This window comes from Amycolatopsis sp. WAC 04182 (assembly GCF_003947465.1).
In the GTDB taxonomy this organism is placed as follows: Bacteria; Actinomycetota; Actinomycetes; order Mycobacteriales; family Pseudonocardiaceae; genus Amycolatopsis.
Map to the genome: position 1 here is coordinate 867,843 of NZ_QHJJ01000002.1, position 13,081 is coordinate 880,923.

Here is a 13,081-nt window from a genome sequence, read left to right on the forward strand (position 1 = left end):
GCTCTGAGCCTAACAAGCTAAACTGAGTTTGACCATTAGGAGGATCCGTGGACGGCCACTGGGACGGGTACGACAGCATCGGCGGGAGCGTGCCGTTGGACCTGGTCAACACCGTTTCCTGGCGGCGCGATCCGGCCCGGCGGGAAGACCGGCTTTCGACTCCGGAACGGCTGTCCGAGTGGGTCGTCCTGGTCGGCGCGGGCGCCGAGCGCCTGGAGATCTCCGAGGCCGTCCTGGGGACGGTGAAGTCGTTCCGCGAGACGCTGTATCGCGTACTCGTGTCGGATCCGCCGGACGTCACGGCCCTGCGAAAACCCCTGATCGAGGCGTATCGGCACGCCTCACTCCCGCCGTCCTTGCCACTGCGATGGGAGGTGCCGCTGGAGAACGGCGACGCGCTGCCGCACTTCCTCGCGCTGGCGGCCGAAGACCTGCTCCGGGCCGGGGAACTGGAGCGGATCCGGGAATGCGAAGGGCCGGGCTGCGGCTGGGTCTTCACCGACCACACGCGCAACCGGTCGCGGCGCTGGTGCAGTTCGTCGGACTGCGGCAACCGGGCACGGGCGAAACGGCACTACGACAAGAGCCGCGGCTGACGTCTCGTTCGCCACATTCCACGGCACCCGACTGGGTCATGGGGACGCGCTTCCCGGAGGATGTGCTCATGGACACGTCCGCCTACGACGCCGATCTGCCCGCCCACGTCGAGCGGGCGCTGGCCGGATTCCTCGAGCGCGCCGGTGCCGAGATCCGCCGTACCGAACCGGTCGTCGGGGTCGGGATCGACGCGCTGGCCGGGTTCGTCCTCGGCGGCGGCAAACGCCTGCGCCCGACGTTCGCCTGGTGGGGCTGGCGCGGCGCGGGCGGCGATCCGGCCGGGCCGGACGTCGAAGGCGTGCTCCAGGCGGTGGCGAGCCTGGAGCTGATCCAGGCGTGCGCGCTGATCCACGACGACCTCATCGACTCCTCCGATTCACGCCGCGGTTCCCCGACGGTGCACATCGCGGGCGCCAAACTGCACGCCGACAGCGGCTGGCTCGGTTCGCCGAGCACGTTCGGGCTCGCGACCGCCGTCCTGGTCGGCGACCTCGCGCTGGCCTGGGCCGACGACATGTTCGGTGAGGCCCCGCTCCCGCCCGCGGCCCTCGCGGCGGCACGGCCGGCTTGGCGCGCGATGCGCACCGAGGTGCTCGCAGGCCAGTACCTCGACGTCCGCACCCAGGCCACCGGCGACGCCTCCCCGGAGGCGGCGCTGCACATCTGCAAGCTCAAGACGGCCGCGTACACCGTCCAGCGCCCGCTGCACCTCGGTGCCGCGCTCGGCGGCGCCGACGACGCCCTGATCGCGACGCTGCGCGAGTTCGGCGACGAGGTCGGCGTGGCGTTCCAGCTGCGGGACGACCTGCTCGGCGTGTTCGGCGACCCGTCGGTCACCGGCAAGCCCGCGGGCGACGACCTGCGTGAGGGCAAGCGGACGCTGCTGGTCGCGCTGGGTCTCCAGCGCGCGGCCGAGCAGGGCAAGGACGCGGCGGCGAAGGTCATCTCCGACGCCATCGGCGACGCCCACCTGTCCGAAGACGCCGTCGAGACCGTGCGCGAGGCGCTGCAGGACGTCGGCGCCGTCGACGCGGTGGAACGCCGCATCGACGAGCTCACCGACTCCGCGATGGCGGCGCTGGACCGCGCTCACCTGGCCGAACCCGCTCCCGCCGCGCTGACCGGGCTGGTCGTCAAGGCGACCCAGCGGACGTACTGATGCGCACTGTCACCGGTCCGAGTGACCACGTGGTGGTGATCGGTGGCGGGCTCGCCGGGCTGTCGGCGACGCTGCACCTGCTCGGCGCCGGCCGCCGGGTGACGCTGCTGGAGCAGGACAAGAGCCCGGGAGGCCGGGCCGGTCAGGCGGATTTCGGCGGCAACACCGTCGACACCGGCGCCAGCGTGCTGACCATGCCGGAACTGCTCGACGAGGCCTTTTCCGCGGTCGGCGAATCCCTGGCGGACAACCTCACGCTGACCCGGCTCGACCCGGCCTACCGCGCGCGGTTCGCCGACGGCAGCACGATCGCCGTGCACACCGAGGCGGCGGCGATGGAGGCCGAGATCCACGCGGCCGCGGGCCCGGCCGAAGCCGACGGCTACCGCAGGCTCCGCCGCTGGCTGACCGAGCTGTACGCGGTCCAGAAGGACCACTTCATCGGCGCGAACTTCGATTCCCCGTTCGATCTCGTCCGCCCGGAATTGGCGAAATTGGCCGCACTGGGCGGTTTCGGCCGTCTCGGCCCCAAGATCGACGGTTTCCTGCGCGACGACCGCGTGCGCCGTCTGTTCTCCTTCCAGGCGCTCTACGCGGGCCTCGATCCGGCGCGCGCGATCGGCGCGTACGGCGTCATCTCCTACATGGACACCGTCGGCGGGGTCTACTACCCGTCGGGCGGGATGGGCGAGATCGCGCGAACCATGGCTGCCGCGGCCGAACGCGCCGGCGCGGAGCTGCGCTTCGGCACGGAAGCCGCTTGGCTGGAAAGGGTTTCCTCGCGGGTGCGCGCGGTGCGGACCCGTACGGGTGAGCGGATTCCTTGCGACACCGTGGTTCTGGCGACCGAACTCGGCACCGCGTACCGGTTGCTCGGCGCCCGCCCCCGGCGGCCGCTGCCGCTGCGGTACTCGCCGTCGGCCGTCGTCCTGCACGGGCACGCGCCGGAATCCTGGCCGGATCTGGGCCACCACACCATCTTCTTCGGCCACGCCTGGGAGAAGACGTTCTCGGAGATCATCCGCGAGGGCAAGCTGATGAGCGACCCGTCGCTGCTGGTGACCCGGCCGACCGCGACCGAACCGGGCCTCGCCCCCGGCGGCGGCCAGGTGATCTCGGTGCTGGCCCCGGCGCCGAACCTGCGCCGCGGCAAGATCGACTGGCGCCGGGTCGGGCCCGCCTACCGCACGGAACTGGTGCGCACACTGGAAAAGCGCGGCCTCACCGGGTTCGCGGACGCCTTCTCCGTGGACGAGACGATCACTCCGGAAGGCTGGGCGGAGCGCGGGCTCACCGCGGGTACGCCGTTCTCGCTCGCGCACACCTTCGCCCAGACCGGCCCGTTCCGGCCGGGGAACCTCATGCGGGCGGCGGAAAACGTCGTACTGGCGGGCTGCGGGACCACGCCGGGCGTCGGAATCCCGCCGGTGGTGATCTCGGGCAGGCTCGCGGCGGGAAGGGTCACGGGCCGATGAACGAACTCGACGCCGCGGGGATCACCGAGCCGTCGTTGCGGGCCGCGTACACCGAATGCCGCCGCATCAACGCGCATTACGGCCGCACGTTCTTCCTCGCGACCCGGCTGCTTCCGGCACGGACGCGTCCGTTCGCGCACGCGCTGTACGGTTTCGCGCGGATGGCGGACGAAGTGGTCGACAACCCCGCGCCCGGCACCGATCCCGCCGTCGCGCTGGACGAGGTCGCCGTCATGGTCGCGCGGGTCTTCGACGGCGGCACGCCCGCCGATCCGGTGCTGACCGCGCTCGCCGACACCGTGCGGCGTCACGACCTGGACCGGGAGCTGTTCGACGCGTTCCTGCGGTCCATGGCGATGGACCTCAAGATCACCGAGTACGCGACCTACGCCGCTCTCCGGGAGTACATCCACGGTTCGGCCGAGGTGATCGGCCTGCAGATGCTGCCCGTCTTCGGCACCGTCGTCCCGGTCGCCGAAGCCGTGCCGGGCGCCGCCGCGCTGGGTGAGGCGTTCCAGCTGACCAACTTCCTGCGCGATGTCGGCGAGGACCTCGACCGGGGACGGCTGTACCTGCCGACCGAGGAGCTGGCCGCGTTCGGCGTCGACCGCGAACTGCTCGCATGGTCCCGTGCCCGCGGCCTGCCCGACCGGCGGGTGCGGCGCGCGCTCGCCGTCGCGGTGGCGCGCAACCGGGCGGTGTACCGCCGCGCCGAAGCGGGCATTCCGTTGCTGCGCCCGGAATCCCGAGACTGCGTGCGGACCGCGCTCGTGCTCTACGAAGGCATTCTGGACGAAATCGCGGCCCTCGGTTACGACGTGCTGAACACTCGCGCGGTCGTCCCGCGCCGCCGTCGGCTGAACGTCGCGCTGCCGAGGATGTTGGCGAGCGCGTGGAGCAACTCCAGGCTTAGGCTGCGAACATGACCTCTGCCGCGAACAAGAAGATCAGGATCGGCGTCCAGTTGCAGCCGCAGCACGCCGAGTACAAGGCGATCCGCCGGGCCGCTTCGGAGGCCGAAGACCTCGGCGTGGACATCGTCTTCAACTGGGACCATTTCTACCCGCTCTACGGTGAGCCCGAGGGCCTGCACTACGAGTGCTGGACCATGCTGGGCGCCTGGGCGGAGTCCACGTCGCGGGTCGAGATCGGCGCGCTGGTGACGTGCAACAGCTACCGCAATCCCGAGCTGCTGGCCGACATGGCCCGCACCGTCGACAACATCTCCGACGGACGGCTGATCCTCGGCATCGGCTCCGGCTGGTTCGAGAAGGACTACGACGAGTACGGTTACGAGTTCGGCACCGCGGGCGGGCGGCTCGACAACCTGGCCGAGGCGCTCCCGCGGATCGAGAGCAGGCTCGGCAAGCTGAACCCGCAGCCGGTCCGGGACATCCCGGTGCTGATCGGCGGCGGCGGCGAGAAGAAGACGCTGCGCCTCGTCGCGAAGCACGCCGACATCTGGCACGGCTTCGGCGACCCGGAGGTCGTGGAGCGCAAGGTCAAGATCCTCGACCAGCACTGCGCCGACGTCGGCCGCGACCCGAAGGAGATCGAGCGTTCGGTCGCCGTCGAGGGCGAGCCCGAGGAGCTGGGCCCGAAGCTGCTGGAGCTGGGTGTCTCGCTGTTCACCGTGGCGACCGGCGGGCCGGACTACAACCTGGACAAGCTGCGGTCCTGGATCGCTTGGCGGGACAAGCAGCAGTCCTGACCTCTCACCCGTGCCATGAAAGGTCCTTTCCTTGCAAATTTTGCAAGGAAAGGACCTTTCATGGCGTTCGGGACCGATCGCGACGGTGAGCCGCGACCCTCTCCCGGGTGGCGCACCGCGTCGAGCAGTACCGCCGCGGACTCCCGCCACCCAGGTGCGCGAACGGCTTCCCACAGCCCGAAGCCGCACACAACCCACCCGGCGGCGCCTGACGGTCCGCCAGCAACACCGCCAGCGCCAGCGCGGACGAAGTCACCAGCCACGCGCCCCACGGCCCGTCGTCGTCGGCGTCCACGTGAAGGTGCCAGCCGAACCCGTCGGCATGATCGGTCAGCCGCGGCGGATGCGCGTAGCGAGCCAGCAGCCGGTTGAGCACTCCGGCCGCCTCCGCGACATCCCGCGCCGCGAAGACGTCGCGCAGTTCCGCGGCCGCCTCCCGCAACGAAGCCACGTCCGACGGCTTCAACTCGACAGAGGTTTCGCCGTGCGCTTCCAGCACCGCACGAACCGACGCGACCGAGGGTTCCGGCGCGAGCAGAACCTCCAGTAGATCCACCGCCCGCTGCGCCGCCGACCGAGCCGAGCGGCCGGGCAGGAAATCCCGCTGCGCTGAAGTCATAGCCCACTGTAACGTCTTGCCAATGAGAGGCCGTTACAGACTCGCCGCCTATTTGACCGGCGCGACGGTCGCCAGGACCGGGGACGAACTGTCCGGACCGGCGTTGCTCCTGCTCGGCATGAGCGTCGACGGTTCGGCCGCCACCGGATCCGCGCTGCTCGCGGGCCTGACGATCTCCGCGGCGGCGGGCGGGCCGCTGCTCGGCGCCCTGCTCGACCGCAGCCCCCGGCCGGGACGGCTGCTGGCGTGGGCACTGCTGGCCTACGCGGGCGGGCTCGGCGCGGTGCTCGCGCTGGTCGAACTCCCCGCGGCGATCGCGGTGGCCGTCGCGGCCGGGCTGCTCAACCCCGCCTTGGCCGGCGGGTGGACGGCGCAGTTGCCGAATGTCCGCGGCACGACACCGCTGGCGAGGGCGAGCACCCTGGACGCGATGACCTTCACCGCCGCGAGCCTCGCCGGGCCGGGACTCGCCGGTCTCGTGGCCGCCTACGCCGGAGCACCGGCGGCGGTCGCCGTCGCGATCACGCTGGTCGCGGCGGCCTTCCCCGCCGCATGGTCACTTCCGGCCGCCGAAGCGAAGCCCACGAGACCGATCCGCCGTCAACTCGCCGACGGATTCGCCGTCCTTTTCCGCAATCGCGCCCTGCTGCGGGCCACCGCGACGTCGACGGTGTCCTTCGTCGGCATCGGGGTCGCCATCGTCTGCTATCCATTGCTCGGCGCCCAACGGCTGGGGAACACGGGCTTCGGCGCGCTGCTGCTCACCGTGCTGGCCGCCGCGTCACTGGTCGCGAACGCGATGCTGACCCGCAGGCCACCACCGCCGGATCGCACCGTGCTCGCCAGCACCGTCCTGCTGGGCGCGAGCTTCCTGCTCGCGGCGTCCGGGCAAGACGTGGCGACCCTGCTGGCCGCCGCCGTGCTCGCCGGACTCGCCGAAGGGCCGCAGCTTTCGGCGCTTTTCGCCATCCGGCATCGCGAAGCGCCCGCGCGAGTGCGGGCTCAGGTATTCACGACGGCCGCGAGCGTGAAAATCACCGGACTCGCGGCGGGTGCCGCGCTCGCGGGGCCGCTGAGCGCACTCTCCGTAACCGCCGCGCTGAGCGCCGCGGCGGGTTGCCAACTGCTCGCGGCCGCGACGTATGTGCTGGTCGGAGCTAGAACGCCATCGCCTGCGCGCGTCGCTTGACCTCGGTGCCGTGGCTGGTGCGGAGCGCGTTGACCGGGGTGGAACCCGGCAGGGTCTCGTCCGCGGCGAAGAGCCAGCGCAGCATCTCCGTCCGGCTGAAACCCGAGTCCGCGAGCACGGTGATGGTGCCCGCCAGGCCCTTGACCACGCCGTCCTTGACCAGGAACGCGGCCGGGACGTACAGCTCGCCCTTCCGCCGGACGGCGATCAGATGGCCGTCGCGCAGCATCTGGCGGACCTTGTTGGCCGAGACGTTCAGCGCGGTAGCGACCTCCGGCACCGGGAGAACGGCCACATCTGCATCGAGAACGTCGTCGGCGACGGGAATACCACTCACAGGTGACACTGTGCCACATTCCGTCTCCCGCTCCGTTAGTACGCATGGGTGACGACCCGGACCGTGACGGAAAGTGCCCGCCCGGTCACGTATACCGCCGATTCGACGAAATGGCGGGAATCGTGATCCCCGGGGAGCCAGGTCCCGTACACCAGAACATGGGTACTTCCGTACGATCCATAGCCGTGACACGCACGGATCCCACTCTGGTGGGCACTCTGCTCGAGGGCCGCTACCGGGTGGACAAGCTGCTCGCACGCGGTGGGATGTCGTCGGTGTACCGCGGCGTCGACACCCGCCTGGACCGCCAGGTCGCCATCAAGATCATGGACCCGCGGTTCGCCGACGACAGGTCTTTCGTCGAGCGTTTCGAGCGGGAGGCCAGGTCGGCGGCCCGGCTGCATCATCCCCACGTGGTGGCGGTGCACGACCAGGGGTTCGACACCCCCGGCGGCGAGGAGTCCGGCCGCGCGTTCCTGGTCATGGAACTCGTCGACGGCGGGACCCTGCGTGAGCTGCTCGCCGAACGCGGTCCACTGGACGTCGCGCTCGCGCTGAGCATCACCGAACCGGTGCTCTCCGCGCTGGCCGCGGCGCACGCCGCCGGCCTGGTGCACCGCGACGTCAAACCGGAGAACGTGCTCATCGGCCGCGGCGGCACGGCGCTTTCGGGCGGCGTGGTCAAGGTGGCCGACTTCGGCCTCGTCCGCGCGATCGCCAGCGCGGGCACCACGAGTTCGAGCGTCATCCTCGGCACCGTCGCCTACGTCTCGCCCGAGCAGGTCGCGACCGGCGCGACCACCTCGCGCGGCGACGTCTACTCGGCCGGGATCCTGCTGTACGAAATGCTCACCGGACGCCCGCCGTACACCGGCGACACCGCGCTCTCGGTGGCGTACCGGCACGTCAACGACGACGTCCCGCGCCCGAGCGAGCTGCGGCCGGGCATCCCGCCGCTACTCGACGAGCTGATCCTGCGCGCCACGCGCCGCGACCCCGAGCAGCGTCCGGCCGACGCCGCGGCGTTCCTCGCCGAGCTGAACCATCTGCGCACCGTCCTGGGTGTCCCGGCCGTCCCCGTGCCCGTGCCGCTGCCCGCCGACGCCGACCGGGAGACCGACGCCGAGCGCACCACCCCCGGCATCCCCGCCGTCCCGGCGGCGAACCCGGCCATGGCGACGACGGTGCTGACCCCGGTCGCCGAGGCGACCATGCCGGTCACCGGCCCACGCGGAACGCAGGCACTGCACCGTGAGCCGCCGATCCCCGCCGCTCAGCCACCCCGCACGCCTCCCCCGCGGCCACGGCCGGCCGCCGACGACGAGCAGCCGGGATCGCGCAAGCGTCTCTACGTCATGATCGCCGCCGCGGTGCTGGTGCTCGGCGGCCTGATCGGCGCGTTCGCCTTCATCCTCAACGACACCGGGCCGAATTCGTCGTCGGTACCGAAACTGGCGGGGATGAACCAGGCCGCCGCCGGGGACGCGCTCCGCTCGGCGAAGCTGACCCCGGCCTACACCGAGGAGTACAGCGACACCGCCGCCCAGCACACGGTGATCCGGTCCGACCCCGCGGCGGGCACGTCGCTCGCGCCGGGCGCCACGGTCAACGTCGTGCTGTCGAAGGGCCGCCCGATCGTGCCGGACATCCAGGCCGGGACGAGCCCGCAGGACGCGGAGACGGCGATCAAGGCCGCGCAGCTGACCCCGGTCCAGGGCGAGCAGGAGTACAGCGACGTCGCCAAGAACAAGGTGATCCGCGTCGACCCGAGCCCCGGTTCGCAGCTGAACATCGGCGGGCAGGTCACGATCATCCTGTCGAAGGGTCCCGAGCCGCTGCCGCCGGTCCCGGACGTCACCGGGCAGACCAAGGACGCCGCGTTCCAGATCCTGCAGCAGGCGGGCTTCCAGCCGTTCCAGGCGGGCGAGGAGTTCTCCGACCAGTTCGCCGCAGGTCAGGTGATCCGCACCGACCCGAAGGGCGGCGGCAAGGCGAGCAACCGCCGTATCGGGGTGTTCGTTTCGAACGCCGTCGAAGTACCGAACGTGACGTTCAAGCGCATGGAGGAGGCGTTCCAGATCCTGCGACAGGCGGGACTGGAGCCCGACCGTCAGGGACGCGGAAACGGCAACGGGAACGGCGGCGGAAACGGTGGTTTCGACTTCGTCCTGGAGCAGGATCCGAAGCCGGGCACCAAGGTGCCGAAGGGCACGAAAGTGAAGCTCAAGGGCTTCGGGTGACGCGAAAGGTGCGGTGAAACCGTTCAGTACCGGCGTGGTCATCGGATACCGTGAAGCGCATGGTGGTCGTTGACGGCGTGAGCGGCAGGTCGGACAGGTTCACCCCGCGTTCTGCCGCGCCCGGTCCACGATGAGCTTCTTCACGGACGCTCCGCGCAACCGCCCCCTGTTCCCGGTGCCGGAACAGGAACTGTTCGGCTACAACGGCCGCCCCTGGGTGGAGCCGCCGCACGAGTACATCGTCCCGGCGATCCTGCCCTGGTCGATGCCGCTGGGCCGCGCCGAGCGGACCATCGTGGCGCTGCGCGGTATCGAGGTGTGGCCGGAGTCGGTGTCCTTCCAGCTGTCGGTGTACTCGCGGGATCTGCTGCTGGACGAACCCGGCGAAGGCCTGATCGACCATCGCCGGGTCCCGGACTACAACGCGCTGCTGGTCGGAGTGCTCTTCCCCGACGGCAGGCGCGCCAGTTCGGAGACCATCTCCGTGCCGTCGGCCACCAAACCGGATCAGCCGGTGCTGCGCGCGCAGGGGCTGGGCGGCTCGGCGTTCCACGTCGACCACGAGATCTTCCTGTGGCCGCTGCCGCCCGACGGGCCGCTGGAGCTCATCGTCCAGTGGCTCGACCGCGACATCGAGGAGAGCCGCACCTCGCTCGACGGCACCGCGATCCGCGACGCCGCAAAGGAGGCGGGCGAGATCTGGCCCGGCCTGCCGGCGCGGGAGTCGCACGGGCTGCCGGTCCGCCGGGTCGGGGCGCAGGCGATGATCACCCCGGCCTGGCCCCGCGAATCGCAGGCCCCGCCGCCCTTGCCCCAACCGCCTTTGCCCCAGCCGCCTTTGCCCCAGCCGTCCTCGCCGCGCGCCGAGGCTCCCGCCCAGCAGCGGCGTGGCGCGCCGCTGCCGACCCGCCTCCCCCGCCGGGCCCGGTAACTCGTAACTCAAGAGTTACGCCTTCAATCACGCGAGTTACGCCTTCAATCACGTGAGTTGCGGGTTCAGCGGAACGCTTCGACGTTCGCCACCGCCCACTCCGCGTAGGTGACGCCGGGCCGCCCGGTGAGTTCCTGGACGACGCCCGTCGGCTTGTCGGGGTTTTCGGTGAAGTACGCGAAGCCGTCGAGAAGCCATTCGGCGATCTCCGCCGGGATCCCGGCGGCGGCCCACTGCTTGTTCGCCTCTTCCCGGGTCAGCTCCTGGAAGATCACCTCTTCACCGAGCGCGGCCGAGATGGCGGCGACCTGTTCGCGCTGGCTGATCGCCTCCGGGCCGCTGAGCGTGTGCTTCTTGCCGACGTGCCCCTCGGTCAGGATGACGTGCGCCGCGACGGCGGCGATGTCCGCGAGGTCGATCGGCGTCATCCGCGACTCGGGGTAGGCCTCGCGGACCACGCGCTCGGCCTTGATCGTCTCGGCCCAGCCGAGGGTGTTGTTCATGAACGCGCCCGGCCGCAGGAACGTCCAGTCGAAGCCCCCCTCCTGGACGGCCTTCTCGATGATCGCGTAGTCCACGCCGCTCGAGTTGTCCGCCGGATCGTCGGCGTTGCTGCCCGACAACGCCACCACCCGGCGCACTCCGGCCTCCTTCGCCAGCTTCACGAAGTCGCCCACCTTGGCCGCGAGCGGCGCCAGGTACACGGTCTCGATGCCTTTCAAGGCCTCCGGCAAGGTCTCCGGCTTGCCCAGGTACCCCTTGGCGACCTCCACCTGTGCGGGCAACGCCGCCTTCGCCGGGTTGACGGTCAGCGCCCGCACCGGCGCCCCGGCCTCCACCAGCTCGTCGACCAGCAGCCTGCCGACGCTTCCGGTCGCACCGGTCACCAGGATCGTCACGATTCCCCACTCCTTTTCGTACGCCCTACGGGATAATCTTAACCGTACCCCATACGAGAATGTAGAATCCAGCTTCACGGCCGAGTGGAGTGTGGATGGACTTCGAGCGCAGCCTCGAACTGTTGTGGCGTGACCGCGGCGAAGCCCGGCAGCCGACCAGGGGGCGGAAGCCGAAACTGACCCTCGACCAGGTGATCGCCACCGCCGTCGCGCTCGCCGACGGTGCCGGCGAGGCGACCGTGTCGATGAGCCAGATCGCCAAGGAACTCGGCGCCGGCACGATGACGCTCTACACCTACGTCCCCGGCAAGACGGAACTGCTCGACCTCATGGTCGACTCGGTGCTCGCCGAACGGGACCTCCCCGGCCCCGGCGATCCGCGGCCGGACGGCTGGCGCGAGCAGGTGCGGCTCTACGCCGACCGAACCCTGGCGGTGTTCCGCGCGCATCCGTGGCTGCGCTCGACGTCGATGGTGCGGCCGGTGCTCGGCCCCGGGCTGATGGCGGGCCAGGAGTACGTGATCGCGGCGGTGTCGGACATCGGGCTGGAGCCGCGCAAGGCGGCCGCGGCGGCGAACAGCATCGAGATCTACGTGCAGGCGAACGCGACGCTGTTCGCCGAGACCGCGCTGGTCGAGCAGGAGACCGGGCAGTCGACCGACGCCTGGTGGGGGCAGCGTTCGGTGTTCTGGGAGAAGTACTTCGACGTGGAACGCCATCCGGCGATGACGCGGATCTGGGAAAGCGGCGGTTACGACGCGGACACCTGCGAGGCCGCCGACGAGACCTTCGCGTTCGGCCTGGAACGCCTGCTGGACGGCATCGAAGCCCTCGTCACCCGCTGACTCTCACCGCGTTCGTCCTCTGAATGCGGTAGTTCGCATGACCAACTACCGCATTCAGAGGACGAAACGCGAGTTGGACGCGGGCAGGAGAACTTCGGCTCGGCTTCACGTGTCCCCAATGCCACATTGGGGACATCCACGCTCGGCCCGGTCGTGCCCAGAGTCCGCGTTCGGCACCTGCTTGCGCAGCGTCCCACTTCAGTCCTCTGAATGCGGTAGTTCGCACAACCAACTATCGCATTCAGAGGACTAAACGCGTCAGGAGACGGTCGGCAGATCTGGTGCCGAGACGTCGAAGACCTTGCCCTCGCGGGTGAGCAACGCGGCCAGGACCTTCGCCTTGCGTTCGGTGTCGGCCGAGGTCCCCCACCGCACGGTCTTCCCGTCGGCCAACGCGAACTCGACGCTGCCCGGGGTCTTCGCCGTCGCGGTGGTGACCTGCTTGAGCAGCTGCTGAGGGATCACGCCGAGGACGCCGGTCACCGCGCGGGTCACCGGGTCGTCGGCCGACACCGACGGCAGCTTCAGCTCGGGCAGCCCGGCGGGCCGCTCCTTGACGGTCTTGAACACCACTCCCCCGCCGTCGACGAGGTGCACGCCGTCGCCGCCGGGCCCGCTGTCGAAGAACGCGATCGCGGTGCGTTCGGTCACGGTGATCTCGAGGGTGCTCGGCCAGGACCGCGAAACGTCGACGGTCGCGATACCGGGCATCTGCGCCACCCGATCGCGGATCTCGTCGGTGTCCACGCGCAGCATCGGCTTCTGGTCCGGCACCGCCGCCGCGGCGCGGACCTGGTCCGCGGGCACCGAACTCGCCCCGACGACCTCGACCTGCCGCACGCCCAGCATCGAGCTGAACCACAGCAGGTAGACAAGGGCCACGGCGGTCAGCACCGAGAGCAGCGCGACCCAGCGGCGCCGCATCTCCTTGTGCCTGGCGGGCCGGGCGGTGCGGCGGCGGTCGTAGACGGACCGCCTGCCGCGCCGAGCCTTCGCTTGCTGAGCCCGCTGAGTGCGTTCGGTGCGCGGACGCCGACCGGGTTCGGCCGGGCGGCGGCGTTCCCCGGTCCGCGGCATGG

The 13,081-nt window shown here is 70.7% G+C and carries 13 protein-coding genes; 9 read left to right on the plus strand and 4 right to left on the minus strand.

Annotated features, from left to right (window positions below):
- The first annotated feature begins 47 nt into the window (after positions 1 to 47).
- From DMH01_RS11280 to DMH01_RS11300, 5 genes are all read left to right on the plus strand, one after another.
- Complete coding sequence (locus tag DMH01_RS11280; protein ID WP_125675753.1) at positions 48 to 596, plus strand: CGNR zinc finger domain-containing protein; 549 nt, start codon at positions 48 to 50, stop codon at positions 594 to 596.
- Between the two features lie 68 nt (positions 597 to 664).
- A complete protein-coding gene (locus tag DMH01_RS11285; protein WP_125675755.1) occupies positions 665 to 1,756 on the plus strand; it encodes a polyprenyl synthetase family protein in 1,092 nt (363 codons plus the stop codon).
- Entirely contained in the window at positions 1,756 to 3,231 is a 1,476-nt protein-coding gene (crtI, locus tag DMH01_RS11290) for a phytoene desaturase family protein (protein WP_125675757.1), read from the plus strand. Before DMH01_RS11285 ends, crtI begins: the two co-directional genes overlap by 1 nt.
- Complete coding sequence (locus DMH01_RS11295; protein WP_125675759.1) at positions 3,228 to 4,157, plus strand: phytoene/squalene synthase family protein; 930 nt, start codon at positions 3,228 to 3,230, stop codon at positions 4,155 to 4,157. The genes crtI and DMH01_RS11295 overlap by 4 nt, the downstream gene beginning before the upstream one ends.
- The gene (locus DMH01_RS11300) at positions 4,154 to 4,942 is read left to right on the plus strand and encodes an LLM class F420-dependent oxidoreductase (protein WP_125675761.1); all 789 of its coding nucleotides are present in this window, start codon (positions 4,154 to 4,156) and stop codon (positions 4,940 to 4,942) included. Before DMH01_RS11295 ends, DMH01_RS11300 begins: the two co-directional genes overlap by 4 nt.
- A 58-nt stretch (positions 4,943 to 5,000) precedes the next feature.
- Here the strand turns inward: DMH01_RS11300 and DMH01_RS11305 are convergent, their stop codons facing one another.
- Positions 5,001 to 5,561, minus strand: coding sequence for a CGNR zinc finger domain-containing protein (locus DMH01_RS11305; protein WP_125675763.1), 561 nt, complete (start codon positions 5,559 to 5,561; stop codon positions 5,001 to 5,003).
- Positions 5,562 to 5,583: 22 nt separating this feature from the next.
- On the opposite strand from DMH01_RS11305, the gene DMH01_RS11310 reads away from it, so the two are divergent.
- Positions 5,584 to 6,750: an MFS transporter gene (locus tag DMH01_RS11310; RefSeq protein ID WP_125675765.1), complete on the plus strand. Its 1,167-nt coding sequence runs from the start codon at positions 5,584 to 5,586 to the stop codon at positions 6,748 to 6,750.
- Here the strand turns inward: DMH01_RS11310 and DMH01_RS11315 are convergent.
- Positions 6,719 to 7,087, minus strand: a complete 369-nt coding sequence (locus DMH01_RS11315) for an Rv2175c family DNA-binding protein (RefSeq protein ID WP_125675767.1) — start codon at positions 7,085 to 7,087, stop codon at positions 6,719 to 6,721. The genes DMH01_RS11310 and DMH01_RS11315 overlap by 32 nt on opposite strands.
- Positions 7,088 to 7,272: 185 nt before the next feature.
- Here DMH01_RS11315 and DMH01_RS11320 point away from each other — a divergent pair, with 185 nt between their 5' ends.
- Both DMH01_RS11320 and DMH01_RS11325 read left to right on the plus strand, forming a co-directional pair.
- Complete coding sequence (locus DMH01_RS11320; protein WP_125675769.1) at positions 7,273 to 9,327, plus strand: PASTA domain-containing protein; 2,055 nt, start codon at positions 7,273 to 7,275, stop codon at positions 9,325 to 9,327.
- Positions 9,328 to 9,457: 130 nt separating this feature from the next.
- Positions 9,458 to 10,258 (plus strand): hypothetical protein, encoded by an 801-nt coding sequence (locus DMH01_RS11325; RefSeq protein ID WP_125675771.1) that lies wholly within the window; start codon positions 9,458 to 9,460, stop codon positions 10,256 to 10,258.
- A 65-nt stretch (positions 10,259 to 10,323) separates the two neighbouring features.
- Here the strand turns inward: DMH01_RS11325 and DMH01_RS11330 are convergent, their stop codons facing one another.
- Positions 10,324 to 11,157: an NAD(P)H-binding protein gene (locus DMH01_RS11330; protein ID WP_125675773.1), complete on the minus strand. Its 834-nt coding sequence runs from the start codon at positions 11,155 to 11,157 to the stop codon at positions 10,324 to 10,326.
- A 95-nt stretch (positions 11,158 to 11,252) separates the two neighbouring features.
- On the opposite strand from DMH01_RS11330, the gene DMH01_RS11335 reads away from it, so the two are divergent.
- A complete protein-coding gene (locus tag DMH01_RS11335; protein WP_125675775.1) occupies positions 11,253 to 12,002 on the plus strand; it encodes a TetR/AcrR family transcriptional regulator in 750 nt (249 codons plus the stop codon).
- A gap of 258 nt (positions 12,003 to 12,260) precedes the next feature.
- Here the strand turns inward: DMH01_RS11335 and DMH01_RS11340 are convergent, their stop codons facing one another.
- Complete coding sequence (locus DMH01_RS11340; protein ID WP_125675777.1) at positions 12,261 to 13,079, minus strand: cell division protein FtsQ/DivIB; 819 nt, start codon at positions 13,077 to 13,079, stop codon at positions 12,261 to 12,263.
- Between the last annotated feature and the right edge of the window lie 2 nt (positions 13,080 to 13,081).

What these genes read in the sequence shown, in the direction of transcription:
- DMH01_RS11295 (WP_125675759.1), top strand. Translation starts at nt 3,228, where the DNA reads ATGAACGAACTCGACGCCGCGGGGATCACCGAGCCGTCGTTGCGGGCC.
- DMH01_RS11305 (WP_125675763.1), bottom strand. Translation starts at nt 5,561, where the DNA reads ATGACTTCAGCGCAGCGGGATTTCCTGCCCGGCCGCTCGGCTCGGTCG.
- DMH01_RS11285 (WP_125675755.1), top strand. Translation starts at nt 665, where the DNA reads ATGGACACGTCCGCCTACGACGCCGATCTGCCCGCCCACGTCGAGCGG.
- DMH01_RS11310 (WP_125675765.1), top strand. Translation starts at nt 5,584, where the DNA reads ATGAGAGGCCGTTACAGACTCGCCGCCTATTTGACCGGCGCGACGGTC.
- DMH01_RS11300 (WP_125675761.1), top strand. Translation starts at nt 4,154, where the DNA reads ATGACCTCTGCCGCGAACAAGAAGATCAGGATCGGCGTCCAGTTGCAG.
- DMH01_RS11325 (WP_125675771.1), top strand. Translation starts at nt 9,458, where the DNA reads ATGAGCTTCTTCACGGACGCTCCGCGCAACCGCCCCCTGTTCCCGGTG.
- crtI (WP_125675757.1), top strand. Translation starts at nt 1,756, where the DNA reads ATGCGCACTGTCACCGGTCCGAGTGACCACGTGGTGGTGATCGGTGGC.
- DMH01_RS11340 (WP_125675777.1), bottom strand. Translation starts at nt 13,079, where the DNA reads ATGCCGCGGACCGGGGAACGCCGCCGCCCGGCCGAACCCGGTCGGCGT.
- DMH01_RS11335 (WP_125675775.1), top strand. Translation starts at nt 11,253, where the DNA reads ATGGACTTCGAGCGCAGCCTCGAACTGTTGTGGCGTGACCGCGGCGAA.